The 25,748-nt window shown below is 62.9% G+C and carries 23 protein-coding genes; 9 read left to right on the top strand and 14 right to left on the bottom strand.

Going from position 1 to position 25,748, the window contains the following annotated elements:
- Position 1 precedes the first annotated feature (1 nt).
- Positions 2–1,852, bottom strand: coding sequence for a translation elongation factor 4 (gene lepA / locus HMPREF3166_RS01610; RefSeq protein WP_070487372.1), 1,851 nt, complete (start codon positions 1,850–1,852; stop codon positions 2–4).
- A 116-nt stretch (positions 1,853–1,968) separates the two neighbouring features.
- On the opposite strand from lepA, the gene HMPREF3166_RS01615 reads away from it, so the two are divergent.
- From HMPREF3166_RS01615 to HMPREF3166_RS01625, 3 genes are all read left to right on the top strand, one after another.
- Complete coding sequence (locus HMPREF3166_RS01615) at positions 1,969–2,568, top strand: type II toxin-antitoxin system PemK/MazF family toxin (RefSeq protein ID WP_035005334.1); 600 nt, start codon at positions 1,969–1,971, stop codon at positions 2,566–2,568.
- A gap of 250 nt (positions 2,569–2,818) precedes the next feature.
- Positions 2,819–3,082 carry a 30S ribosomal protein S20 gene (gene rpsT / locus HMPREF3166_RS01620; protein WP_005296442.1) on the top strand — a complete coding sequence of 88 codons (264 nt, stop codon included), beginning with the start codon at positions 2,819–2,821 and terminating at the stop codon, positions 3,080–3,082.
- Positions 3,083–3,295: 213 nt separating this feature from the next.
- A complete protein-coding gene (locus HMPREF3166_RS01625; RefSeq protein ID WP_035005335.1) occupies positions 3,296–4,333 on the top strand; it encodes an ADP-ribosylglycohydrolase family protein in 1,038 nt (345 codons plus the stop codon).
- Here the strand turns inward: HMPREF3166_RS01625 and holA are convergent.
- From holA to nadD, 7 genes are all read right to left on the bottom strand, one after another.
- Positions 4,320–5,333, bottom strand: coding sequence for a DNA polymerase III subunit delta (holA, locus tag HMPREF3166_RS01630; protein WP_070487373.1), 1,014 nt, complete (start codon positions 5,331–5,333; stop codon positions 4,320–4,322). The two genes, HMPREF3166_RS01625 and holA, sit on opposite strands and share 14 nt — an antisense overlap.
- Positions 5,334–5,367: 34 nt before the next feature.
- Positions 5,368–7,329 carry a ComEC/Rec2 family competence protein gene (locus HMPREF3166_RS01635; RefSeq protein ID WP_246816895.1) on the bottom strand — a complete coding sequence of 654 codons (1,962 nt, stop codon included), beginning with the start codon at positions 7,327–7,329 and terminating at the stop codon, positions 5,368–5,370.
- Positions 7,313–8,200, bottom strand: a complete 888-nt coding sequence (locus HMPREF3166_RS01640; RefSeq protein ID WP_035005338.1) for a ComEA family DNA-binding protein — start codon at positions 8,198–8,200, stop codon at positions 7,313–7,315. The genes HMPREF3166_RS01635 and HMPREF3166_RS01640 overlap by 17 nt, the downstream gene beginning before the upstream one ends.
- Before the next feature lie 136 nt (positions 8,201–8,336).
- Positions 8,337–9,413, bottom strand: a complete 1,077-nt coding sequence (locus HMPREF3166_RS01645) for a DegV family protein (protein WP_035005339.1) — start codon at positions 9,411–9,413, stop codon at positions 8,337–8,339.
- 3 nt (positions 9,414–9,416) lie between these two features.
- Positions 9,417–10,226 (bottom strand): histidine phosphatase family protein, encoded by an 810-nt coding sequence (locus tag HMPREF3166_RS01650; protein WP_070487374.1) that lies wholly within the window; start codon positions 10,224–10,226, stop codon positions 9,417–9,419.
- Positions 10,227–10,245: 19 nt separating this feature from the next.
- Positions 10,246–10,719 carry a ribosome silencing factor gene (rsfS, locus tag HMPREF3166_RS01655; RefSeq protein WP_005296457.1) on the bottom strand — a complete coding sequence of 158 codons (474 nt, stop codon included), beginning with the start codon at positions 10,717–10,719 and terminating at the stop codon, positions 10,246–10,248.
- A gap of 56 nt (positions 10,720–10,775) precedes the next feature.
- The gene (nadD, locus tag HMPREF3166_RS01660; RefSeq protein WP_083293790.1) at positions 10,776–11,414 is read right to left on the bottom strand and encodes a nicotinate-nucleotide adenylyltransferase; all 639 of its coding nucleotides are present in this window, start codon (positions 11,412–11,414) and stop codon (positions 10,776–10,778) included.
- A gap of 146 nt (positions 11,415–11,560) precedes the next feature.
- On the opposite strand from nadD, the gene HMPREF3166_RS01665 reads away from it, so the two are divergent.
- Entirely contained in the window at positions 11,561–12,403 is an 843-nt protein-coding gene (locus HMPREF3166_RS01665; protein WP_246816896.1) for a YwiC-like family protein, read from the top strand.
- Positions 12,404–12,461: 58 nt separating this feature from the next.
- On the opposite strand, the gene HMPREF3166_RS01670 is transcribed toward HMPREF3166_RS01665, so the two are convergent.
- Positions 12,462–13,766: a glutamate-5-semialdehyde dehydrogenase gene (locus HMPREF3166_RS01670; RefSeq protein WP_070487376.1), complete on the bottom strand. Its 1,305-nt coding sequence runs from the start codon at positions 13,764–13,766 to the stop codon at positions 12,462–12,464.
- 166 nt (positions 13,767–13,932) lie between these two features.
- Between HMPREF3166_RS01670 and HMPREF3166_RS01675 the strand changes: the two genes are divergently transcribed.
- Positions 13,933–14,295: a DoxX family protein gene (locus tag HMPREF3166_RS01675; RefSeq protein ID WP_035005345.1), complete on the top strand. Its 363-nt coding sequence runs from the start codon at positions 13,933–13,935 to the stop codon at positions 14,293–14,295.
- An 80-nt stretch (positions 14,296–14,375) separates the two neighbouring features.
- On the opposite strand, the gene proB is transcribed toward HMPREF3166_RS01675, so the two are convergent.
- Positions 14,376–15,635: a glutamate 5-kinase gene (gene proB / locus HMPREF3166_RS01680; protein WP_370642234.1), complete on the bottom strand. Its 1,260-nt coding sequence runs from the start codon at positions 15,633–15,635 to the stop codon at positions 14,376–14,378.
- 138 nt (positions 15,636–15,773) lie between these two features.
- Positions 15,774–17,285 (bottom strand): GTPase ObgE, encoded by a 1,512-nt coding sequence (gene obgE / locus HMPREF3166_RS01685; protein ID WP_070487378.1) that lies wholly within the window; start codon positions 17,283–17,285, stop codon positions 15,774–15,776.
- Between the two features lie 250 nt (positions 17,286–17,535).
- Here obgE and HMPREF3166_RS01690 point away from each other — a divergent pair, with 250 nt between their 5' ends.
- The 3 genes from HMPREF3166_RS01690 (at position 17,536) to HMPREF3166_RS01700 (ending at position 20,672) form a co-directional block, all read left to right on the top strand.
- Complete coding sequence (locus HMPREF3166_RS01690; RefSeq protein WP_070487379.1) at positions 17,536–18,723, top strand: ABC transporter substrate-binding protein; 1,188 nt, start codon at positions 17,536–17,538, stop codon at positions 18,721–18,723.
- Positions 18,724–18,900: 177 nt separating this feature from the next.
- The gene (locus HMPREF3166_RS01695; RefSeq protein ID WP_070487403.1) at positions 18,901–19,887 is read left to right on the top strand and encodes a FecCD family ABC transporter permease; all 987 of its coding nucleotides are present in this window, start codon (positions 18,901–18,903) and stop codon (positions 19,885–19,887) included.
- 2 nt (positions 19,888–19,889) lie between these two features.
- Positions 19,890–20,672, top strand: a complete 783-nt coding sequence (locus HMPREF3166_RS01700; protein ID WP_034985378.1) for an ABC transporter ATP-binding protein — start codon at positions 19,890–19,892, stop codon at positions 20,670–20,672.
- Between the two features lie 135 nt (positions 20,673–20,807).
- Here HMPREF3166_RS01700 and rpmA read toward each other — a convergent pair whose 3' ends face one another.
- From rpmA to HMPREF3166_RS01715, 3 genes are all read right to left on the bottom strand, one after another.
- Positions 20,808–21,074 carry a 50S ribosomal protein L27 gene (rpmA, locus tag HMPREF3166_RS01705; protein ID WP_035005351.1) on the bottom strand — a complete coding sequence of 89 codons (267 nt, stop codon included), beginning with the start codon at positions 21,072–21,074 and terminating at the stop codon, positions 20,808–20,810.
- A 45-nt stretch (positions 21,075–21,119) separates the two neighbouring features.
- Positions 21,120–21,422 carry a 50S ribosomal protein L21 gene (gene rplU, locus HMPREF3166_RS01710; protein WP_034985382.1) on the bottom strand — a complete coding sequence of 101 codons (303 nt, stop codon included), beginning with the start codon at positions 21,420–21,422 and terminating at the stop codon, positions 21,120–21,122.
- Between the two features lie 277 nt (positions 21,423–21,699).
- Entirely contained in the window at positions 21,700–24,831 is a 3,132-nt protein-coding gene (locus tag HMPREF3166_RS01715; protein WP_070487380.1) for an Rne/Rng family ribonuclease, read from the bottom strand.
- A 118-nt stretch (positions 24,832–24,949) separates the two neighbouring features.
- Between HMPREF3166_RS01715 and HMPREF3166_RS01720 the strand changes: the two genes are divergently transcribed.
- A complete protein-coding gene (locus tag HMPREF3166_RS01720) occupies positions 24,950–25,714 on the top strand; it encodes a cation diffusion facilitator family transporter (RefSeq protein ID WP_246816898.1) in 765 nt (254 codons plus the stop codon).
- The last annotated feature ends 34 nt before the right edge of the window (positions 25,715–25,748 follow it).

A 25,748-nucleotide genomic window follows, 5' to 3' on the forward strand; every position in this document is an offset into this window, starting at 1 on the left:
CCTAGTCGGCGTCAGTAGACAGAGCCGCGACGAAGGCCTCCTGCGGAACAGAAACCGAACCGATGGCCTTCATGCGCTTCTTGCCTTCCTTCTGCTTTTCCAGCAGCTTGCGCTTACGCGACACGTCGCCGCCGTAGCACTTGGAAAGAACGTCCTTGCGCAGGGCGCGGATGTTCTCGCGGGCAATGATCTTGGAGCCGATGGCGGCCTGCACCGGAACCTCGAACTGCTGGCGCGGGATGAGCTCCTTGAGCTTCACCGTCATCTTGTTGCCATACCAGTGGGCATTCTCGCGGTGGACAATGGCGCTGAACGCATCCACCGGATCGCCCTGCAGCAGGATGTCCACCTTCACCAGGTCGGCCAGCTGCTCGCCGGCCTCCTCGTAGTTCAGGGAGGCGTAGCCCTTGGTGCGAGACTTCAGCTGGTCGAAGAAATCGAAGATGATCTCACCCAGAGGCATGGTGTAGCGCAGCTCCACGCGGTCCTCGGAGAGGTAGTCCATGCCGCCCATCTGGCCGCGCTTGGACTGGCACAGCTCCATCGTCGCACCCAGGAACTCCGCAGGCACAATGACGGTCATCTTCACGATCGGCTCGTAGATCTCGCGCATCTTGCCACCCGGCCAGTCCGAAGGGTTGCGCACCAGCACCTCGCTGCCGTCCTCCTTGACCACGCGGTACACCACGGAAGGAGCAGTAGAGATCAGGTCTAGGTCGAACTCGCGCTCCAGGCGAGCGCGGGTGATCTCCATATGCAGCAGGCCCAGGAAGCCACAGCGGAAGCCAAAGCCCAGGGCCACGGACGTCTCCGGCTCGAAGGTCAGGGAGGCATCATTGAGCTGCAGCTTCTCGATGGCCTCGCGCAGGTCCGGATACTGGTCGGCACTGATTGGGAACAGGCCGGAGTACACCATCGGGGTCGGTTCTTGGTAGCCCTTCAGCGGGGTTTCCGCGCCGTTGACGGCCCAAGTGATCGTATCGCCCACCTTGGACTGGCGGACGTCCTTCACACCGGTGATGATGTAGCCAACCTCGCCCACACCGAGCCCCTTGGTCTTCGTCGGCTCTGGGGAGACCACGCCGATTTCCAGGGTTTCGTGGGTCGCGCCGGTACTCATCATCTGGATCTTCTGGCGGGATTCCAGCTTGCCGTCCATCATGCGCACGTAGGTCACCACGCCGCGGTAGATGTCGTAGACACTGTCGAAGATCATGGCACGGGCCGGCGCATCGGCGTCGCCGACCGGGGCGGGCACGAGCTCACAGACCCTGTCCAGCAACTCGGACACACCTTCGCCCGTCTTGCCGGATACGCGCAGCACGTCCTCTGGCTCGCAGCCGATGATGTGCGCGATCTCCAGGGAGTACTTCTCCGGATCTGCCGCGGGCAGGTCGATCTTGTTCAGCACCGGGATGATTTCCAGGTCGTTTTCCATCGCCAGGTACAGGTTCGCCAGCGTCTGCGCCTCGATGCCCTGGGCTGCATCGACCAGCAGGATGCAACCCTCACACGCCTCGAGGGCGCGGGAAACCTCGTAGGTGAAGTCCACGTGGCCGGGCGTATCGATCAGATGCATCACCAGTTCTTCGCCCGCGTGCGCGCCGGTCTTCGGCACCCAGGGCAGGCGCACATTCTGCGCCTTAATAGTGATGCCACGTTCGCGCTCGATGTCCATGTTGTCGAGATACTGGTCACGCATGTCGCGATCCTCGACCACGCCCGACATCTGCAGAATGCGGTCCGCCAGGGTGGACTTGCCGTGGTCGATGTGGGCAATGATGCAGAAGTTGCGGATCCTCTCTGGGTCCGTGAACGTCTCCGTGGCGTAATTCTTCTGCTTGGCTGCCATTTGCCCTCCTCTTTCGCTTATGCGTAACCCTACTATGCATCGCCCCGGAAGTAGCAGACGGGGTTTAGCTGCGAACCTTATTACTGTGCGCACGTGGTTCGGGTAATCTGTCACCTATGGCTGGTTCCGAAGGAAGTGTTGTGGATGTGACGCCCCCACGGGGGAAATCCCGCAATCCCATTGGGGCCATCAAGGGGTTCTTCCAGCGGTTTTATATCCGCCATTTCACGCGCCGGCAGGCTCTGAAGCGCGGTATTGCCGAACTTAATGCACACCTGGGAATGGGGGCGGAGTACGCCGGTTTGGCAGGCGACCGGGACGAAACCATCAAGACTCCCAGCCGGGAGCTCGCCCGCCCGGTCACCTACATCCCGGACATGGACGGGCAGGCGGATGCTGGTGAGGTCGTGTGGGCTGACATCCGCCCGAAGAAGGGAGTGCCCCCTGAGCGGCGTGCGGTGCTTGTGGTCGGGCGCAAGAGCCACCGGCTTCTCACCCTGCTGATTTCCTCCCGCGAGGAGTACGCTGATCAGCCGATTTGGGTTCCCATAGGAACCGGCCCGTGGAGCTCCGGCGCGGATCGCGATAGCTGGGTGCGTATAGATAAGGTGCTGCAGGTGCCGGAATCTCACATCCAACGCCGCGGCATCCCGCTACCCTCCCGCCGTTTCGATCGAGTAGCCAACGTGCTGCGCCAGGAGTACGGCTGGGGCTAAAAAGACCCGCCCGGAGCTTTTTGCCTTTTCTGCTCCCCTGCTGCTAACATTTCCCGAGTTCACAGTGCTGCTCGTAGCAGCCACTAGCGCTAACCCCTAGTGCCAGCGCCGTTATAGAGACGCACTGCGAGGCCACGCCGCATCCCACAGGACCTTGGGTGGGGTGTTAGAGACCGCGCGGCCGCGGCGGGAGCCCGCTCCCCTGAACAGATTTTTTCCGAAGACTTTTTGAAAGAAGAGGCACGCCACCATGGCAAACATCAAGCAGCAGAAGAAGCGCGTTCTCACCAACGAGATCGCTCGCAAGCGCAACCAGGCTATCCGTTCCCGCCTGCGCACCGAGACCCGCAAGTTCAACGCCGCCGTTGAGGCTGGCGACAAGGAAGCCGCTGAGGCTCAGCTGCGCGTCGCTTCCCGCTTCTACGACAAGGCCGTCACCAAGGGCACCATCCACCGCAACAACGCGGCAAACAAGAAGTCCGGCATGGCCGCTCGCTTCAACAAGATGGCCTAAGGTTTATCCAAAAGATTCTCCAGCCGGCACTTGCCTGAATCGAGGCCCGCACCCTTCTACAGAGGTTGAGACGTTGCGTCACAAAGCAACAACAGTAACAACCTCCCCCGGGTGCGGGTTTTCGTTATGCCCTAAGCTTAAGAGCTAGATTAGGGCTGGATACAGCCACAGCTGACCGCTGCTAATGACTTTTCAAAGGAGTTCGACAAAGGGATGAAGGATCGCTTCCGCTCAGCCCTACTCGGCACCGCCCTGGGCGATGCGTGGGGTTACCCGTACTTGAACGAGCCACAGCCCGAACGCACCCCGCTACCCGATTCGCTGGTGATCAGCGACGCTACGCAGATGACCCTGGCCCTGTGCGCCGCTATGGCGGAGATTGACGACGGGGACCTGGACCGCGAAGAGGGCATGCAGGCCATCGGCCAGCACTTCATCAACTACCACGGCGACCGGGATTACGACCGCCACCCCGGGGCTTCGAACACCGAGTCTCTGGAGCGGCTAAGCCTGCTCGGGGCGGAGCACTGGGACGATGTGGCTACTCACTCGGGCGGCTCCGGTGCCGTAATGCGCGTGGCGGCCAGTGCTTTGCTCGCTCCCGCCGATGAGGGCGTGGGCTGGTCCGTCCTGCAGGGCATCTTGACTCACGACTCGGGCGTGGCCCGCGCCGCGTGCGCGATGGTGGCCTGCATGCTGGCTGCTAAGAAGGGCACCCGCCTGCTCGACGTCGCAGAAGGCTTGGCCGGCGACGAGAACTTCGATAACGATAGCCTGCTGACCAACGAGGAGAAGCTGGACATCCTCACGGACCTGGACGAGGCTTTGATCACAGATCTGACCGGCCCCGACGTTCCGTTGAGTGAGCTGATCTCGCGCGTCAGCGCCGTGCACGAGCACCTCACCCCGTTCCTGCAGCAGGGCGACTTCGAGGAGCTGTACCGCCATAGCGGCAAGTTCGTGCAGATTCTGGGTCGTGGGTGGGACGCAGGCTCCTGCACCGCCTCCGCCCTACTGCTGGCGCAACTGTACCTGGATAATCAGGATCAGTACGCCCCGCACGACTTCCTGCACGTGGCCGTGAACTGGCCGGGCAACCGCAATACTCGCGCTTCACTGACTGGCGCGCTGATCGGCTCCCACCTGGAGGGTGGCGTGGACGCATGGGAGGAAACCCGTGAGTACGATTTCGAGTCGCGCTACGACGACGCGGTGCACTGCGGCGTGTGGAAGGGCTTTAACGCCCGGTAGCGCTGTACCCGCTGCGCAATCTGCGCTCTGGCTGCCCGCCAGCGACGTAGGCGATTTTGCGCACCGCGTCCTCGACCGCGAAGTCGGGGTCGGCGCTGTGCCCCTTCACTCCCGCGTCTAGCTCCGCGGTGATCTGCACCGCCTGCGCGATCATGGGGGTGGTCCAACGCCGGGCGGTGCGGATCGTTTTGTCCAGCTTCCACGGTGCCATGCCGAACTTCGCCGCATCCCGTCGGGAGTTGATGTTGCCCGCGCCCGCCACCTTTGCAATGTCTGCGATCCCGGAGCTCAGCGCGCTGGCCAGCAGAACCGGCGCCACGCCCAGCTGTAGCGCCCGGCGCGCCAGCGCCACTGCGGCGCGGACGTTTCCGGCGATGGCGTAGTCGGCTACTTCGAAGCCGCTGACCTCCGCTTTGCCCTGGTAGTAGCGCTTCACCGCTGCAGCATCTACGTGGCCGTCCGTGTCGGCGATGAGCTGGCTGATGGCGCTGGCCAGCTGGCGTAGGTCGCTGCCCACCACGTCCAGCAGCAGTTCGCACACTTCGCGGGTCACGCGCGCGCCCTGGCTGCGGAACTCTTGGTCGATGAAGGCCAGCTGTTCGCGGCCCTTCAGTGCCCCGGCTTGGAATACCACCGCGCCGAGTTTCGGCCAGCTATCCACCAGCTTCTTGTTGCGGCCTTTGCCGGTGTGCACGATGATCAGCACCACCCCGTCGGCTGGGTCTTTGATGGCTTGTTCCAGCAGCCCGACGATCTCCTTGCCTGTGTCCTCCACGCCGGTGACGACCACGATGCGGTCCTCGGCGAACAGGCTGGGGCTTAGCAGTTCGGCCAGTTCGGGTGCGCTGAGTTCAGAGGCTTTGCGCATCTCTACCGGCAGGTTCGGGTCTCCGCTGGCGGCCCGCGCCTGGTCGACGATGCCCTGCCTGCGCCGTTCGGCCAGGAAGTCATCGCCGCCGACGATCAGGTTGATGGGTGCGGGATGCTCGGGGCGGTTCATGGGTTCGATCTTGCCAGATCTGCGCGCGCGACTTCTAACGGATCTCCACCTTGTCCTTGCACGGGTAGTACACGGGCACCCCGTTGGGCATAAAGCTGGGTCTGTCGTGGGGTTTTCCACACTGCGTCACGATCACCGCCACCTGTTGCGCTCCCCCTTTCTCCGCCACGACTGCGTCGATCTGTTGCTGTTGCCGCATCGCCTGGTCGTCGTCTCGAACTTGAAACACTGCCTTACCGGCTAGGTCCACCGGCTCTGTCTGGATTGCTGCGGGCGCGTCTGGTGTTTCTAGTTTTATGACGCCCCCTCGTCCCCACACCCCTATCATCAGCACCCCGCACATAAGCGTGGCCCAGCCCCAGCGGAGGGTGCGCCAGTAGCTGGCGTAGCGCACGCTCGCCAGCAAGACCGCCAGCAGAGCGCTGGCTATACCCGCCCATAGCCATCCGCCCGGGGTGGCGAGCATCGGCGCGCCAGACCCCGTGCGGGCCACCTGCAGCACCCATGCCGCGCATGGCACCGCGGGGGCGACAATGAGCTTGGCCAGCAGCATCGTCACCGGTGGATAGATCGCCGCCAGCAGTGCTGCCATGAGCCCGAGTACGGTGATCACTGGAACCACCGCCGTCACCGCCAGGTTGCAGACGACCGCGACCAGGGAGACTTTCCCCGTCATATGAACAATGATCGGAATGGTCACCAGGTCCGCTGCGATAGCCACCAGAACCATGCGCACCACCATCGCCTGCAGCTGGGTGGGTCGCTCGTGGGCGGGCAGCCAGGGAATCAGCGGCATCCTAGCCAGCACGGCTTTTGACCACCAGGGAAGCACCACCACGATGCCCGCCGTTGCCGCCACCGAGAGCACGAAGGCGTAGCTAATGGCCATGCCTGGGGAAAGCACCATCAGCGCGATAATGGCCGCGCTCAAGGAGGCGATGATGTCCGTCCAGCGGGCAGAAGCCACCGCCACCAGGCCGACGCTGCCCATGATCGCCGCGCGCAGCACACTGGGTTCCGGGCCGACCAGCAGCACGAAGGCCACGAGGGCGCCGGCTGCCACCAGCAGCCGGGTGAGGCGCCCCGCCCGGCAGGCCGTGGCCAGCACCAACGCGGCTCCAGTGACTACCGCGACATTGGAGCCCGAGACCGCGCTGAGGTGGCTTAGCCCAGTGACGGTGAACTGGTTGCGCAGAGTGGAATCCTGCATGCTGACGTCCCCCATCACCATGCCGGGCAGGATCTTCCCGGCTTCCCACGGCAGGTCTGCGCACAGCGCGTGGAAGCCTCTGCGCAGCCAGGCGGTGACGCCCCATATGCCCTCCGGGTCGGTGATGTTCTCCGGAGCTCGGGCGGCGGACAGGGTGACGGGAACCATCTCTGCCCCGCGGGCGGGGCGCATGGTGGCAGCAATGTCGAAGCTCATGCCGGGTTGGAGAGCCGTGAAGTCGCCCGCGCTCGCTGTGCCTCCGCCTACTCCGTCGCCTCCAACACCGGCGCCAATACCGGCCAAGTCGGGGCGTAGAAAAAGCGGCACCTCCCCCAGGCCGTCGATGTGCACGGGGACCAGCACCGTCCCCTCAGCGACCTGTTTCGGCAAGCCCGCCACCGTTACCCGCTGCTGCACACTGCCCGCTGTAGTGGAGAGGTCCTGCAGCAGCGGCTGGGCGTCAATAATTAAGATCCGCCACCACGTGCCCAGGCCCACCGCGCTGGCGACGGCCCCAACAATCGCAGCGCTGCGCGCGAGGAGGCGGCGCCACGGGGCTCCGTAACTGCGGCGGGCGTGCCACCACCACGCAACGCTGGCGAGCGTGATGAGTCCTCCTACGACAAGTGGCCAGAAGCTGCGGGTGAGGATGATCGCGGTGGCCATGAGCCAGCAGCCGAGCGCGACGGGGACGAGTCGCAGATCAACACCGCGGGCTTTGGTGACGGCTTCCGGACTGAACGGCTCCGGCGCGCCCAACACTAGCGAGCTAGATAGTGACGGCATCGCGCATCGCTTCGAACTTCGCCGGGCCAATGCCGCGGACGTCCAGGAGCTGCTCGATGCTGGTGAAGGAGCCGTTGGATTCTCGCCAAGCGATGATGGCCTCGGCGGTGGCGGGCCCGATGCCGCTGATGGTTTCCAGCTGCGCGGCGTCGGCGGTGTTGAGGTTCACTTTGCCGTCTGCGCCGTCGGCTTTACCTCCCTGCGCTGCTGACCCGCTGCCTGCCCCACCAGGTTTCGTCCCGTCCGCACCTGCGCCTCCGGCTCCACCCGGCGCGGCTTGCGCTCCACCGGCGTACACCACGCGCGAGCCACGATCATCCACCACGATCTGCATGCCATCGCTGACCGGCTCCGCCAGATTGATGCCCAACACGACCGCCTTAGGCAAACCGCCGCCTGCGGCTTCTATGGCCTCGCCCACCCGGGTGCTCGCCTGCACCCGAAGCAGCCCGGGGTGATGCACCATCCCCTGCACACTCACCACGACTTCCTGGTTATCGTCCTGCTCGATTGCCTGGCCGCCATCCCCCGCCGGGGCCAACCCCGTCCCGTCTGCCGTCGCGGCACCACCCGCACCTGTTTCAGTGGTTCCACCAGGTACCCCGGGCTCGCCAGTGGTCGCCAGTATATCGGCGCCGCCTACTCCCGCCCCGTCATCCGAATCTTGCCGTTGGCAGGCGAAGAACGTGACGCTGATGAGGACGGCCACGACCACCGTGACGATAAGCCCCCTGGATGCCGTGCTGCCTATGACCGTGTGCGTGTCTAGGTCAACGTTGGCGAGCTCATGCTCCGGCATGGGCTGGGCTAAGGCTTCGGCGCGGGCGCGAACCTTGTCGGCAGAACTCTGCCGCATACGTCGTGTGGACATGCGCCGATCAGACCATGCCCTATAGACCGCCAGCCGTCAGGCACCGCAAACGGCACGTCAAAACCCCAGGGGGCTGTGGAAAACCCCTCCCCTGTGGATAACCCGCGAGTAGAAGCTCCCTGAAGTCTCTCCTGAGTTACTCGGTGTCGCTGCTCTCTGCGCCGTTATCCTCGGCCTTCTCGCCGTTCGCCACGGGTGCATCGGGCGCCTCTGCAGTCTCGGCGGACTTATCTGCTGCTTCCTCGGCAGAATCGTCTGCTTCTGTGTCGGCCGCCTCTGCCGCTACTTCGGTCGCCTCGACGTTCTCCGGCGTACCTCGCAGCGTCGCCGCCACACCCAGTGCCCCCTGCCCCACGTGCAGCTGCAGGACCTCCGGAATGCTGACGATGCTGACCTCTACCTGCGGCAAGGACTTCCAGGTCTCTATCCGAACCTGCCTGCGCAGCGAGTGCGGGCGCGGCTCCGGCGGCTCGGTTGGGGCCTCCAGCTGGTTCAGCTGCTCAATCATCTCCCCCAGCCGCGCCGACAGGTCCACGGCCTGGTCCTCGGCATCACTGTGGTGCACGGCAATCTGCACGTCCCGCGGATTGCCCTTACCCGCTACGGCCTCGTCAATCACCAGGCGGCGCACCAGATCCACCACGCGATCCATCGCCTTGGCCTGGGTGCGGGTCTTCGCCGCCAATGTCAGCTTGCCCTCGGTCACCTGCAGAATCGGCTTAATCGCCAGTGTGGAGGTCAGCAGCGCCTGCCCCACCGACAGGCGCCCGCCCTTGCGCAGCACGTCCAGCTGGTGGACGTACAACCAAAGCGAGGAGTTCTTCAGCGACTCCTCGGCCACCGCCACCACGGTGTCCAGATCCGCACCTTCGCGGGCGACTTCGGCGGCGCTCAGCGCGGCAAAGCCCAGCACCATGCCAATGCTCTTGGTATCCAGAACCTTCACCTGGCCGTCGAACACTCCCGCCGCCACGCACGCATTGGCATAGGTCGCGGACAGCTGCTTGGAAAGGTGCAAAGCCAGCACGCCAGCATCCCTGCCGCGCTCCATCAGGCGGGCGTAGCTCGCGGTCAGCTCCAGGCTGCTCAGGCTCGAGGTCGTTTGCTCTTCGCCTTCGCCCTCCACGTGCAGGTCCAGCACAGTGATGCCGGCCTTCTCCGCAAGTTCCTTCGTCAGGCAGCAGGAGGAATCGGTGACGATCTGGACAGTCACTACCTACCTACCTTCGCTGGGGTTGTGCGGGTTGGAGCGGGTGGCGTCATTACCAAAAGAACTAGGGGCAGCACCTGGAAGGGCGCCTTCGTCCGGGCTCGCGTCGGTGGCCACGCCCAAGTTCCAGCCCTCCAGGTGCCACTGCGGCAGCTTCCACCAGTCGGCGCGGCTGGAAGGCACCAGCGGCACCGTGCTTCCGTCGACCGCCACCGGAGTGGTGCCCGCCGCCTCGCCAGTAAAGCGCGGGCGGGCCAAAAGCTGCGACCAGCAGGCATTACCCAGGCCGGTGAACACCGGGTAGTAGCGCACCGGAAGGTCCAGCAGGCGGGCGGTAAGCGCACCGATTGTGCCACCGTGGGCGACGATCATCACGTCGCCCTCGTCGAACACATCGGTAGCCATGATCTCCTCGATCACAGCGTAGGCTCGCTCGGCTACCTCCAGGCGCGTCTCGCCACCCGGCGGAGCCCACTGCGGATCGTGGCGCCAATACGCACGCTGCCCGGGGAAGTCGCGATCTACCTCTTCGCGCGAGGCTCCCTGCCACTGGCCCAGGTCCGTCTCCCGCAGGCGGGTGTCGGTCGTCACCTCACAGCCGAAGGGCTCGGCCAGGATCAACGCCGTATCGTAGGCGCGCTTAAGGTCACTGGCGATCACCCGCGCGATGCGCTTATCCCCCAGCATCTGCGCGGTGACCTTGGCCTGCTGCACACCCACCGGGGACAGGTCAGTATCCAGCTGTCCCTGCATACGCCCCTTGGCGTTGTATTCCGTCTGCCCGTGACGGACCAAAAAGACCCTGCGCTCGCCCATGGTGAAGACTTATCAGCTTCTACAGCTCGTCCGCGTCCGGGGCGGGGCCGGCCAGCGGCAGGTCGTCGATGCTGGTGGCCTCCAGAACGTCCACCTCTGCATCGGCATCCCAGTTGCTTCCGCGGTCCACCTGCTCCACGCCCTCGACCTCGATCTGCGGGGCATCGCGCCACAGGCGATCCAGCGCGTAGAACTCGCGCTCTTCCTTGCGTTGGACGTGCACCACAACGTTGCCGTAGTCCAGCAGCACCCAGTGGCCCTCGCCGCGGCCCTCGCGGCGGGTTGGCTTAGGCCCGTCCTGGCCCACCTCGTACTCCACCTCGTCGACGATGGAGTTCACCATGCGCTCGTTATCGCCGCTGACGATAACGAACACGTCCGTAATGGCCAAACGGTCCGAGACATCGAGGACCAGAATGTCCTCCCCCAACTTCTCGGCCGCTGCGCGCGCCGCCACTCCGGCGAGCGCGATCGAATCTGCAGTAGCAGTCAAAAAATTTCAGCCCTTCATAATTGGTTTAAAACACATCCAGTTTAGCAACCCGCCAGCTATTCGCTGGAAACGTACATGCCGTGCTTGGCGATGTACTGCACCACGCCATCGGGCACCAGGTACCACACGGGTCGGCCATTCGTCGCCCGCTCGCGCACGTCGGTGGAACTAATGGCCATGGCGGGAATCTCCACCAAGGACAGGCGCCCGGCGGCGACTTCCTGCGATAGCGGATCGTCGCTGCCCTCGTCACCCTTCGGCAGTTCATAGCCGGGGCGGGTAACACCCACGAAGTGCGCCAGGTCGAAGATCTTCTCCCAATCCCGCCAGGTCACGATCTTCTGCAGTGCGTCGGCGCCGGTAATGAAGAACAGCTCGGCCTCTGGGTACTGGGCGCGAATGTCCGCCAGGGTGTCCACGGTGTACGTATCCCCGCCGCGGTCAATATCCACCCGGGAGACCAAGAAACGGGGGTTCGAGGCTGTGGCGACGACCGTCATCAGGTAGCGGTCCTCCGCCGCAGAAACCTGCCTGTGCTTTTTCTGCCATGGCTGGCCGGTGGGCACGTAGATCACCACATCCAGGTCGAACAGGTCCGCGACCTCACTGCCGGCCACCAGGTGCCCGTTGTGGATGGGGTCGAACGTGCCGCCCATGATGCCGACCCGGGTGGGCTGTGTGGTGGTCTGCTGCACTGTTGATTCTGCCTTCTCTTCTTCCGGGCCGCGCTTCCGGCCGCCTGGGGCTTTATGTTTCCTGCCGGAAGATTCTAGTCTTAAGAGGTGCGGGCGTACGATCGCCCAAATTATAGGTGAAACAGCAGGGAGTGTCCGATCTAGCGATGAGTACGAACGCTTGGGTCCCAAACCAGCACGGTGCATGGGCAATGCTCATTTTGCCGATCGCCACGGGTTTGATCACCGCCGCCGTTATCGCTCCGTCCTACGGCAATCCGGTGCAGTGGTTGGCGCTGACTTTCATGCCTCTGGCCTGGATCTTCGGCTACTTCACGTTCTTTGCCTTCGGCCTGTGGTTCAAAACCCGCGCCCCTGCCCGCCGTCGCGCTTACCTCTGGCCCACGCTGACGTACGGTGCCCTCACAGCCATTTTCACCGTGATTGTGTTGTATCTGCAGCCGCGATTGCTGTGGTGGTGCGTGCCGTTTGTGCCGCTGATCGCGGTGGCTCTGATGGAGGTCTTCAGGAGGCGCCCCCGCAGCCTCATCTCCGGTATCTCCACCACGGTGGCCAGCGCCCTCATGTACATCGTCGCGGTCTCGGCCAGCGGTTTCTCCGTCCTGCCGTGGTTCTTCAGCGAGGCCCCCGTTGCCATTTGGGTAACCACGCTGGTCATCGGCTTGTATTTCACGGGCACGATTTTCTACGTGAAGACCATCATCCGCGAGAGGGATAATGCACCCTTCGAGCGGGTCTCCCTGCGCTATCACCGCATCGCTTTGTTGGTCACGCTCATCACCTCGGTCACGGCCGCTATCGACGGTGGTTACACCGCCAGCGGCCCGCTGATGATTCTGGTGATGGCCGCCGCTGCCCTGCGCGCCAAGCTGATCCCACCGATCGCCAAGGCTAACCCCCGCGAGTGGACGCCCAAGAAGGTCGGCATGTGGGAGATACCGATGTGTCTGGTTCTGGCGCTGGGCGCGAGCCTTACGCTGGTGGTGTAACTGTTCTTTCTTTATGACGCCCACTTCTCAACCGGAAAAGTGAACGCCATCGCCACACTTAGGGGCGAACCTGGCCTTCGCCGTTGATGACCCACTTGGTGCTTGTCAGCTCCGGCAGCCCCATCGGTCCGCGGGCGTGCAGCTTCTGGGTGGAGATGCCAATCTCCGCGCCGAAGCCGAACATCTCTCCGTCCGTCCAGGCGGTGGAGGTGTTGATGGAGACAGCGGCTGCGTCGACGTACTGCTCGAAGTAGCTGGTGGTCTTGTAGTCGCGGGCGGCGATGCCCTCAGTGTGGCTGGTGCCGTAACGGTTGATGTGAGCTACAGCTTCCTCCACGCCGTCGACAATGGCCACTGCAATGTCAAAGCTCAGGTACTCGTCGGTCCAGTCGGTTTCCTCCGCCTGAACGACATCGTTGATCAGCGGATCCAGCTGCTTCTTCTCACCGTGCAGGGTCACGCCGGCCTTCTGCAGTTCCTCCAGGACGTAGATCTTGTCCGGGTCCGGCAGGGCGGAATCCAGCAGTACAACCTCGGTGGCGTTGCAGACGGAGCAGCGGCGGGTCTTGCCGTTGATAACCAGCTTGGTAGCTTCCTCAATGTCCGCAGAGGAGTCGACGTAGAAGTGGCAGTTGCCCGTACCGGTCTCGATAGTGGGCACGGTAGCACCCAGAACCACAGCGTTGATCAGCCCAGCGCCACCGCGTGGGATAACCAAATCCACCAGGCCACGGGCGGTAATCAGGTCCTGCACCGAGTCGTGGGTATCGCACGGCAACAGCTGCACCAGCTCACGCGGCAGGTTGTGGTTTTCGGCAACATCCTGCAGGATCTGCACCAGTTTTTCATTGGTGTGGCGGGCAGACTTGGAGCCGCGCAGCAGCGGCACGTTGCCGGACTTGATGGCCAGGCCGAAAGCATCGACGGTGACGTTGGGGCGAGCCTCGTAGACCATGCCCATCACACCCAGTGGCACGCGCACCTGCTTCATGCGCAGACCGTTGGGGCGGGTGTGTCCGCGGACGATTTCACCCACCGGATCAGATAGCCCGATGACCTGGCGCAGGCCGCCGGCAATACCGGAAATACGCTCGGTGTCCAGGGCAAGACGGTCCAGCAGGGAGTCGGCGAAGCCGCGCTCCTTGCCCGCTGCAATATCCTTCTCGTTGGCGGCGATAATGTCCGCCGCATTAGCCTCCAGCGCATCTGCTGCGTCAGCCAGCAGATCGTTCTTCTGCTGGGTGTTCAGCAGCAGCTGGGAACTGACCTCCTTGGCCTTTTTAGCCTTGGCTAGAACCTCGTCGCGTTCTGCCTGGCGTTCCGGGGAAAGGGTGTTCTCTTTAGCTTCGTTGGAGTTTGTCATACCAACCCATGCTAGCGAACTAGCCCCTAAGCTGCGGCACGTTGTTGGAAACCTGAATACAACGTCGGTTCCTTGAGGGTAGTGTGACTTAAAGCACCACTTCCCCGAAGTTGAAGCATATTTTCATGAACTGCTTTGTCTTCGACTTTCGCAGAAAGGAATCCGAATGAGTTCCCTAGCAACAGGCGGCAGCTACCTTTTGGCCGCCGTTCTCGCCGGTGATGCATTGATCTCCGTCAAGCCGCCTAAATTCATACGCCGTTGCCTGGAGGGCGTTAAGTTCCCCGAAGATTGGTGGTGGACGCTAATCGCGATCAAGTCTCTCGCAGCCACAGGACTGGTTTACGGTGCGGCTACCGGCAACGCTACAATCGCGACAACCGTCTCAATAGGTGTACTGGGCTACTTCCTTTCAGCGATCACTGCCCACATTAAGGCGAACTTCCTCGGATCAGAATTCTGGATCAACTGCCTGGGAATGACGGCTCTTAGCGCAGGCGTCCTCTCCTTTAATGCGAAGTCCATGTAGGGGCTTGCTTCGCCACACAACGGAACCGCCGCGCAGCTAACGCGGCTTCAGCCCCTCCGGGCCAAGAGATCACGCCCCTACTAACCCTTTAGCTGCGCTCGGTTAGCGTAATGAGACATGTAGTCGGCGTGCACCACCGGCCTGCGGGCAAACTCCGGCAGGTCGGAGGTCGACTGGCCAATCAGGTCGTGCAGCATGGCGGAATCGTATGCCACCTCACCACGGCCAACAATGTTGCCGTCCGGCCCTACCAGGTCCACCACGTCGCGCTGCGAGAAATCGCCCTCGATCTTGGTGATGCCCACCGACAGCAGGGACTTGTGATTCTCCGTCACGGCGCGAACCGCGCCGGCATCCAGGTGCAGCTGGCCATAAGAATCTGCAGCGTACAGCACCCAGAACTTCCATGCGCTCAGGCGATCCTGGTCCGGCCAGAAGCAGGTTCCTACCTCCGCAGTATCCAGGGCCGCACCGATGTTCTCCGTGGAAGTCAGCAACACCGGCACACCTGCGCGCGAGGCCAGGCGGGCAGCCGATACCTTCGCCGCCATGCCGCCGGTGCCCAGGCGGCCACCGTCACCTGCAGCCACGCCCTTCAGGTCCTTGGAACTCTTCACCTCGGCGATGAACTGGGCGCCCGGCTCGGCCGGGTTGCGGTCGTACAGGCCGTCCACGTCGGACAGCAGCACGCAAGCATCCGCGAAGGCTAGGTGGCTCACCAAAGCGGCCAGGCGGTCGTTGTCACCGAAGCGCATCTCAGAGGTAGCGACCGTATCGTTCTCGTTGACAATCGGCACGGCCTTCAGCTGGCGCAAGCGGTCGATGGTGCGCTGGGCGTTACGTGCGCGGTCGCGCTCTGCGGCGTCCGAAGCAGTAAGAAGAACCTGGCCGATAGTGCGACCGTAACGGGCGAAACTACGCGCCCACTCCTGGGCCAACAGCACCTGGCCGACAGACGCGGCGGCCTGCTTGGTAGCCAGGTCGGTGGGGCGCTGGGCGAGCTCCAGTGGACCCATGCCGCAGGCCACAGCACCAGAGGAAACGACGATGAGGTCCGTGTCGCGCGCCATGCGCGCCTCCAGCGCGTCGGCGATCATGTCGATCTGGTTCGGATCCACACGGCCGTCGTCGTCGGTCAGGGAGGAAGAGCCGATCTTCACCACCAGGCGGCGAGCGTGGGCGATGTCGGCGCGGACAGAGGAATCGTGCCCCATCGCCGGATCGTCTTCGTCCGCCTCCGGCTCGGGGAATTCAATGGACGTCGCGGGCACAACTGGGCCCGGCTCGTGCACTGGCCTTTGCCCGTAGGTAGGCACGGGCGTGGCTAATTCGGGAGTCATCTCCCCCGGTCCTGCGTAGCTAAACGCGGACTGGGCTGAACTGAACTCTTTTTCGTCTGCAATGTCGGAATCGGAGGATGACATACTCACCAGTATGCCAGCCCCGCTCCCGGGGTTGTGCAGATTGGTTCAACGTGGCTACCCCTGCCAGCGTTCGCGCTCTGCGACCTCCCCGTCGCCGAAATCGTTCTCGTCGATCAGGCCGCGGCGGGCCTGCGAGGCACGCTTGCGTTCCTCCGGGGTAGCACGGGTGTTCTGCTCCAGGCGGATGTCGGTGCCGCGCCCACTGCGCATGACGTCCACACCGGCGGCGGTCTGCGGATCCCACTCGAAGGTGATTTCCCCGATCGTTACCTCGCTGCCTGCGTCCGCGCCGGCCTTGTAGAGTGCTTCCTCCACGCCGGCCTTCGCCAGACGGTCGGCCAGGTAGCCCACGGCCTCGTCGTTTTCGAAGTCGGTCTGGCGGATCCAGCGTTCGATCTTCTCTCCGCGAACAATGAAGGCATCCTCGGCGGACGGGTCGGCCTCCACTTCGAAGTCGGCGAATCGCCCGCCGGAGCGCTTGCGCAGCCCCTTCGGGGTAATCACCTGCGCGGGCTTTTCCTCGACCGGGTTGGCCTTGCGGTGGGCCTTCACGATGTCCAGCAGCGCGTACTTCAGCTCGTCCAAGCCCTTGTGCGCCACAGTCGAGATGCGGAAGATCGGCCAGCCGAACTCCTTGAGCTCTTCTTCCTGCAGGTCCGCCATGTCCGCAGCGTCCGGTACGTCCATCTTGTTCAGGATGATCACGCGCGGGCGCTCGCGTAGGTCGCCCAGCCCGGAGTCGCTCGCCAGTTCCTTCTGGTAGTTGGCCAGCTCCTTTTCCAGGGCCTTGATGTCCGCGACCGGATCGCGGTCTGCCTCCAGCGAGGCGGCGTCCACAACATGGGCCAAAACGGCGGTGCGCTCGATGTGGCGTAGGAAGTCCAACCCCAGGCCCTTGCCTTCGCTAGCGCCGGGGATCAGACCCGGCACGTCGGCGACGGTGAACACCTCGTGGCCAACGTTGACCACACCCAGGTTCGGCACCAGGGTCGTAAACGGGTAGGCCGCGATCTTCGGCTTCGCAGCCGACAGCACGGAAATCAGCGAGCTCTTACCTGCCGACGGGAAGCCCACCAGGCCGACGTCTGCCATGGACTTGAGTTCGAGGATGACGTCCTTTGCCTCGCCGGGTTCGCCCAGTAGCGCGAAGCCCGGGGCCTTCCTGCTTTTGGACGCCAACGCTGCGTTTCCCAACCCGCCGTGTCCGCCCGCGGCGACGATCATCCGCGTGCCCTTGCCTGTTAGGTCGGCAACCGCCTCACCCTTGGAGTTAAGCACCACGGTGCCCTCCGGCACTTGGAGTACGAGGTCTTCCCCGCGCGCACCGTGTCGGTGATCGCCGGCGCCGTTGTTGCCGCGCTGGGCCTTGATGTGCGGGTGGAAGTGAAAGTCCAGCAGGGTGTGTACCTGCGGGGAAACCTCCAGGATGATGTCTCCACCGTGGCCGCCGTTTCCGCCGTCGGGGCCGCCGAGGGGGACGAACTTTTCGCGGTGGACGGAGGCGCAGCCGTGGCCGCCGTCACCGGCCTGCAAATGCAGCACTACGCGATCAACGAACTGTGGCATGGCTTTCCTTTCGCCCCAATTAAATCTTCGGGTTCCGAGTCTATCGGCTATTCGGACATCAGCCTAAAGTGCGCACTCCTTTGGCATACACGGGGCGCAGGTGAGGCATAGACGGTCGAAAGAGCACCCCCTCCCTTTCAACCACAATCACTATGAACTATAGTTAGCCTACCCTTGCTCCTATAAGGCTAGGCTAACCTTTTGATCGAGGTTGGCCTTCTGAACACACCCCTCACACAAAGGAATAACTATGCGTTTTTCTCCGCTACGCAAAGCCTGCGTGGCTGTAGTTGCAGCAACCACCGCCCTAGGTCTCGCAGCCTGTGGCGCAGCCGGCACCAGCAACTCCGAAAGTTCCGATAGCGCCAACGGATCCGGTGGCGCCATTGCTATCACCGACGTGACCGGTCGCCAGGTACACCTTGATTCGCAGCCGAAGAAGGTCCTACTCGCAGAGGGTCGCGGACTGTTTGCCACCTCGCTACTGAACAAGGAAAACCCAACAGAGAACGTGGTGGCCATAGGCTCCGACCTGCACAAAGCAGCTCCATCCTACGAGGCGAAGCTCTCTGCGGTGCATAAGCAGTACAACGACCTGCCGACGGTGGGCAACATCGCCAAGGGTGACGTCAGCGTGGAGGCACTGCTTTCCCACAAGCCGGACATCACCGTCCTCTCCCTGGACCACAAAAAGGCCGCTGAGGAATCCGGTCTACTGAAGAAGATGGATCAGTCCGGCCTGAAATACGTGTTCAGCGATTTTCGGCAGAAGCCGCTGGAGAACACTACGAAGACTATCTCCATGTACGGCCAACTGTTCGGCAAGGAGGATAAGGCGAAAGAATTCAATGACTTCTACGACAGCAAGGTAAAAGACATCACTGACCGTGCCAACGCGGCCGCGAACAAGCCAAAGACTCTGGTATGGCGGGCAGCCGGCATGAAGGACTGTTGTTCCACTGTGAAGGATTCCAACCTTGGTGACCTCGTCAATGCCGCCGGCGGCAAGAACATGGGCGATGAGTTGTTGGATACCGAATCCGGTGACCTCACTGCAGAAAAGATCCTTGCTGAACAGCCCGAGCAAATCATCGCAACCGGCGGTTCCTGGGCCAAGGATCCGGACGAGCCAGAGGTGCTGCCCCATGTCGAGCTCGGTTATCGCGCTCAGCCTGCTACTGCAGAAAAGACCCTCAAGGGGCTTCTTTCGACGCCAGGTTTCACCGCCCTAAAGGCTCCGAAGAAAGGAAACCTGCACGCTGCCTACCACCAGTTCTACGACTCCCCGCTCAACGTGTTCGCCCTAGAGCAATTCGCCCAGTGGCTACACCCGGAGCTGTTCCAGGATGTTGATGTGGAACGCGATTTCGCAGACTTCCACAAGCAGTGGATGCCTTTTGAGTACTCCGGAACGTTCTTCACTTCCGCCAAGAGCTAACCCCAACCGAGAAGAAGTTCGATGTCTCAGCTTGTAACCCCAACCTCATCCCCTGCCACTAGCACTCCCGATTCAGTCGGCCCCACCGATCCAGATGACTCAGTCGATGCACGCGCGGCCACTGGTGACGTCATAGCGGATTATCGCCGTCAATCCCGGCGCAAGATCCTGGCCATTATGGTCCTGACACTTGGCGCCTTAGTGGCCTTCACCGTCGCGACCGTTGTCGGCCCGATTAACCTCAGCTGGGCAGAACTCTGGAATGGACTGTTCAACCCCAACGGTGTGGACGAAACTACCCGCACGGTGTTGTGGAACCTGCGCCTGCCGGCCGCGGGCATGGCGGTTCTCATTGGGGCAGGACTTTCCTTGTCTGGCGCCCACATGCAGACCATCCTGGACAATCCCCTCGCAGAACCCTTCACTTTGGGTATTTCCGCAGCAGCAGCCTTTGGAGGTGCTGCCTCCATCGTGTTGGGCTGGACCGTGCTGAGCAACCCACAATTCAATCTCGCCGCTGTGGCGTGGGTGGCGGCCTTGGTTGCGGTGTTCGTTGTGGCAGGCGCCGCAGTGTGGCGGGGAGCCAGTGCGGAATCGATGATTCTGCTGGGAATCGCTCTGGTCTTTCTTTTTCAGGCGATGCTTTCCCTTATGCAATACAGCGCCACCACTGAGGCCTTACAGCAGATTGTCTTCTGGACGATGGGCTCGCTGCAGCGAGCGAACTGGACGTCTAACGCCATCCTCCTGGGAACCCTGGCTATAGCAATCCCCTTCACGGTTGTGAATTCTTGGAAGCTCACCGCGCTCCGGCTAGGCGACGACCGAGCCGCAGCTTTGGGAATCAACGTCCAACGCCTGCGCGTGACCACGCTGGTTGTTGCATCCCTGCTGGCTGCCAGTGCGGTGGCTTTTGCTGGCGTGATCGGATTTATTGGCCTGGTAGGCCCTCACGTCGCGCGAATGCTGGTAGGCGAAGATCAACGGTACTTCGCCCCGGCCTCCATGGCCGCCGGTGCGCTATTGCTGTCTGCTGCCCATGCGGTTTCCATCACGATTGTTCCAGGTGTCGCGGTCCCCATAGGCATCATTACGTCCCTGGTGGGCGTGCCGTTCTTCCTGATCCTAATCTTCGCCCGCCGACGCACCATCTGGAGGTCTTAAGCATGCTCGCTCTGGAAGATATTCACGTCCACTATGGCAAGCACTCGGTGCTGAAGGGAGTTACCGCTACCGGATTCACGCCAGGCAGCATCACAGGCCTGCTAGGGCCGAACGCTGCTGGTAAGTCCACCCTGGTGAAGACGATCGCGGGGATACAGGGGGCGTCATCAGGCACCTGCCACATCACCCACAACGGCGAAGCACTAACCGGCAGTGCGCGGCGCGAAGCTATCGGCTATGTGCCGCAAGATCTGCTGTCGAGTGCGTCGCTCACGGCGTTCGAGTCGATCCTTGTGGCTGCGCGCCGATCCTCGTCGGCGCAGGTCAACATCAACGGCACTAGCCCAGCTAAAGCCGCACAGGAGCGAGCCGCCGCGGTGATGGACAGGCTCGGGATCACTCATCTGGCTTCGCGCCACGTCCATCAGCTTTCGGGCGGGCAACGCCAGTTGGTTGCCGTCGGACAGATGTTGGTACGCGAGCCGGAAGTTCTGCTTCTCGACGAGCCAACCTCGGCGTTGGACCTGCGGCACCAAGTCGAATTGTTGCAACTCATTAGTCGCGAAGTGCGCCGGAACGATTCGATGGCGCTGATTGCGATTCACGACCTGAACTTGGCTGCTCGCTACTGCGACCGGCTGATTGTGCTGCACCAGGGGTGCCTAAAGGCGCAAGGACAGCCCGCGGAGGTGCTTACTCCGGATCTGCTTGAGGAAGTCTACGGCCTGCGGGCCAAAGTGCTGGACGATGACGGCACACCCGTCATCTGCCCGGTAGAGGAGTAAGCCCGCCCTCCCCGGTGGCTTTTGATGGCTTGTGCACCGGGAGGGCTTGTCAAAATACAAAATCCAGTGCACGCATCTGCTGCGTCCACTGGATTCTTGTTGTTTTAAGGCTAGTGCCTAAAAGGCACTAGAAGCTTAGGCCTCGACAGCCTCGTCCTCGACGATGTTCACCACGCGACGGCGGCGCTTGGTAGCGAACTGGACGGAGCCGGCCTTCAGGGCGAACAGAGTATCGTCGCCACCGCGGCCAACGTTAACGCCCGGGTGGAAAGAGGTACCACGCTGGCGGATCAGGATCTCGCCGGCCTTGACCTGCTGGCCGCCGAAGCGCTTCACACCGAGACGCTTGGACTCGGAGTCACGGCCGTTGTTGGAGCTAGATGCACCCTTCTTGTGTGCCATTAGTCTCTCCCTCCTTAAGGAAGAAAATCAAAGTGTCTCGGTAGTTTACTTGATACCGGTGACCTTCAGAACCGTGAGGGTCTGACGGTGGCCGTAGCGGCGCTTGTAACCGGTCTTGTTGCGGTAGTGCATGCCGCGGATCTTCGGTCCGCGAACGTGCTCCACGATCTCAGCGTTGACATTTACAGATGCCAGCTTGTCACCGGTGGTGACGTTTGCGCCATCGACGACGAGAACCGGGGTGAGAGCCACGGACGAACCCGGCTCACCCTCGATCTTCTCGACCTTGACGAGGTCACCTTCGGCAACCTTGTACTGCTTTCCGCCGGTCTTGACGATCGCGTACATGTAGGGCTACCCCTTTATTTCTCTAATCGGCTCAGGCAGCCCCCTGCGGGAAGGAAGCATCCTGACTGTTACTTTTGCTTAGCTGCGTTCGTTCCCCCAAAAGTGCCCGGGGCACTTTTGTGCACACTGTGCGAACGCACCCTGCTGGAAGCTAGTGCACTCGCGCAGTCCCCGGCGACGCGCGCGTTAAGGCTGGTCACCGGCGGAACGAACAGCGACTGGTTAAGACTACCCGGTCAGGGGGCTAAAAACCAAATCCCTTCGCTTTCGCTCGGAACTAGTTCGTCTTACGCACCACTCGCCGGCGACGACCACGCGAACGGGTGTTCTTGGTCTTGTTCTCGGCGCTATTTTTTGTGACGCCGAAGTCCTCCGGCCGCGGGGCAAAGTCAGACTTGGAGTTGCCCCGTGTCTGCCGCTTCCGGCGTGGAGATTCCTCGAACTCGCGCTTGGCTTCCTCGTAGCTGGATCGGTTGGCGGCGGAAGAGTTGGCGTCCCGACCCGAAGAAGAGCGAGCACTGCGAGCAGCACGGTCGGTGCGAGCAGAGCGATCAGTGCGCGCGCCGGTGTGCGCCGAACGCACTACACGGCGGCGACGGCGGGACCTGTTGTTCGTGGTCTTGTTCGCGCCTGCACCCTCCCCGGAGTACTCCGGGCGCTCGGCGTTGTTGGCTGCCGAGGGCTCGTCCGGGTCCTCCTGGGCGGAGCGCTTGCGGGCGCTGGCGACGATGCTGTCGATGTCGCTGTTAGATGCCTTGGCGTTGCGCCCCCGCTGCTGCTCTCGCTCCGCGGCCTGGGCGGCGTGCGGGTTGCCGCGGCGGACTACGCGGCGCACCCGACGGCGCGTGCCCTGCTGAGGCTTGTCATTCTGGGCCTTGTCATTTTGGGGTTCGCCCTGCTGGGGCTCACTTTGCTGGGACTGCTGCTGGGACTGCTTATCCTCGCGCTGCGTGTGCTTGTCCTCGCGCTGCGCGTGCTTGTCCTCGCGGTGTGCTCGCTTGTCCTCGCGCTGGCTCCGCTCCGGATCCTTGCCCTGGTTACGGCCCTTGGACTGGTTCTGGTTCCTGCCCTGGTTCTTAGCCTGCTGGCGCTCCTTGCGGTGCCCGTGGTCGCGTCGCGGCTCCGGATCCTTCTGCTCCACCGGGTCCGGGTGCATGATGAATCCGCGGCCATCGCAGGCCTCACACGGGGTGGAGAACGTCTCCAGCAGGCCGGTGCCGAGGCGCTTGCGGGTCAGCTGCACCAGACCCAGCGACGTCACTTCGCCCAGCTTGTGACGGGTGCGGTCGCGGCCCAGGAACTCCGACAGACGGCGCAGCACCAGATCCTGGTTCTGCTGCAGCAGCATGTCGATGAAGTCCACGACGATCATGCCGCCGATGTCGCGCAGGCGCAGCTGGCGGACGATCTCCTCGGCCGCCTCGAGGTTGTTCTCCGTGACCGTGGCCTCGAGGTTGCCGCCGCTGCCCACGAAGGAGCCGGTGTTCACGTCGATGACCGTCATGGCCTCGGTGTGGTCGATGATCAGGTAGCCGCCCGATGGCAGCCACACCTTGCGGGCCATTGCCTTTTCCAGCTGCTGGTCCAGGTCCAGCGGCGCGAAGGCATCCTGGCCGTCGTGCTTGCCGCGGTTCCACTTGTTCACGCGGTCCATCAGCTCCGGGGAGGTGCGGCCCAGGTAGTCGCGCACGGCCTGCCAGGACTTATCGCCGTCGATGATCAGCTCGGAGAAGTCCGCGTTAAACACGTCGCGCACAACCTGGATCAGCATGTTCGGCTCTTCGTAGAGCGTCACCGGTTTGGAGCCCTTGGAGTTGCGCTCCTTGTTCTCCAGTTTCTGGATCTCCTGCCAACGCTTCTCCAGGCGCTGCACGTCCTCGGTGATCTGCTCTTCCGTCGCGTTCTCCGCAGCCGTGCGGATGATCGCGCCGCCATCGCCAGTGATGACCTCGCCCAGGATGTCCTTCAGGCGCTTGCGCTCGCCCGCGGGGAGCTTGCGGGAAATACCGGCAGTCGTGCCCGCCGGGAAGTACACCAGGTAGCGGCCCGCGAAGCTAATGCGGTTCGTCAGGCGCGCGCCCTTGTGGCCGATCGGGTCCTTCAGCACCTGCACCAGGATCTGGTCGCCTGGGCGCAGCGCCTGGTCGATCTTGCGGTTCTTGGAGTGCAGGTGCGGCGAACGCCAATCCATCTCGCCTGCGTACAGCACGGCATTGCGCCCCGTGCCGATGTCCACGAAGGCTGCCTCCATGCTGCCCAGCACGTTTTGCACGCGACCCAGGTACACGTTGCCGATCAGCGACTGGTGCGTCGCATCCGCCACGAAGTGCTCGACCAGCTGGCCATCTTCCACCACGCCGACCTGCGTCATCATGCCCTTGTGGTCGGTGCGCTCCGAGTCGCGGACGATCATCGTGCGTTCCACGGACTCGCGGCGCGCCAGGAATTCGGCGCGGGTGATGGCCTTGTAGTTCTTGTCGCGGTTCTTCGCCCGCCAGCGGCGCTGCGATTCAAGGCGGGTGGAGCCCTTCATCTTCACCGGCTCGTCCACCAGATCTTCGGTGGCGCGCTCGGCCGGGTGCAGATCCTCGGGCGCGACATTCTTCGCGGGGGTCTCTTCCGGTACGTCACCGCGGTCGTTGTTGCGTTCGCCCTTTTCTTGTGACGCCCGCTCCTCCGCCCGGCGCGCACTTCCCACGCGGCGCACGACTCGGCGGACTCGGCGGCGGCGCACCGGCTTCGGTATAGAGTTCTCTTCCTGAGCCTTCTCCTCCTGCGGCTTCGCTACCTGCGCTTCAGTCTGATCCGGCTTCTGCTCTGTCTCCTCAGCGTGCTCCGCCTGTTCTGCTTGCCCTTCTTTATCGGCCTTATCGGCCTTCTTGGCAGATTTCTTTACGACGCGCTTCGCCGTCTTCTTCGCAGAGCGCTTAGCAGTTCGCTTGGTCGGCTTCTGTTCTGGTTTCTCAGCGGCCTCCTCCGCAGTCTGCTCCACCTTTTCGTTCTGCTCGGCGGGCTTTTCCTCTGCAGGCTCGACAGACTTCTTCGCAGTCTTCTTGGCGGCCTTCTTCGTCTGCTTCTTCGCAGTCTTTTTGGCAGTCTTCTTAGTAGCCTTCTTCGCAGGCTTCTCGTCTGCCTGAGACGGCTCAGAGTTGGCACTGAGGGCGTCCAAAACAGAAAAGACCTGTGCCTGAGTCAGCGACGAGGCCGTCTTCTTCCCCTCAATGCCGTGGTCCGCCAGAATGCCCAGGAAGTCCGTCGCGCGGATCCCCAACTGCTTGGCAACGGTGTGGACGCGAACCTTCTCCCCCACACTCTCTCGATCAATTTTCGCAGCCTGAGCTGCAATTTCCGGGCTGATAGTCGCCACGAAATCTCCTTTTAAAGTCTTCAAAGTTTTCCTGATCGCCATGCCGCATCGTCGTTGTGGGCATCCGATCTGTCCCCCATTGTCTCATATCGCCACGCATCCATCCGACAACCCATCCGACAACCCTGCGCTAAAGCGCCCGGCTGTTACGCTGAACGCTATGCCCAACCCCTCCCGCCCCTCCGTCGCCTTCGACCGGACAGTGCTCACCGATGTCCAGAACGGCATGCGCCCCAGCAAGGCCGCGCAGTTCGTGGTTTCGCTGATTCTCGCGCTGACGATGTTCATTCTCTGCGCACCGGTTACCGGGCCACTGCCGGCGCTGGGGATCCTCGCCACCGCCATCCTGGCCTGCGTCGTGTGGTGGCGCTACCTGCGGCGGAGCGGCGTGCGCGGCAACACCTACTCCCCCATGAAGACAGACGCCGAAGCCGCCCGTACTCCCTTCAGCTGGAAAGAAGAAGGCCGCCTAGTGCTGGTGCTAGCACTCGTCTTCGGCCTATCGCAGGCCGCAAGCATGTTTAGTGGCCAGGGCAGGTGGGGCTTCGCCGCTATTGCCGCCCTGATCACCGCGGGCTTGATGTACTGGGTCATTACTTTTGACGCCTGGCGCCCCGCCCGCTACACCGACCCGAAGAAGCTACAACAGGATATGGAGATTAAGAACCCCACTGAGTGGCTGCAGGCTTTCCTCTACTGCCGCCGCTGCGTGCCGGGCGGCCTGCAAATTCTGAGCGACGCCCTGAAGGAGGATCTGTCACACTACGGCTGGACCGCTCACAGCGTGAACGAGGCGCTGGACAAACTGGTCCAACAAGGCAAGGCCGTGAAGATTCGAGAGCTACGCTCTGCCGATGGAGCGCGGAAATGGGTCACGCTGACTGAGGAAGGCTCGCAGGACTTCCAGGAACGCCACGGCGGCTAAGCCTTAAGCCCCGGACATAAGCCCCAGATACGCA

Origin of the sequence: Corynebacterium sp. HMSC08A12, assembly GCF_001807485.1 — a bacterium.
Taxonomy (GTDB): domain Bacteria; phylum Actinomycetota; class Actinomycetes; order Mycobacteriales; family Mycobacteriaceae; genus Corynebacterium; species Corynebacterium evansiae.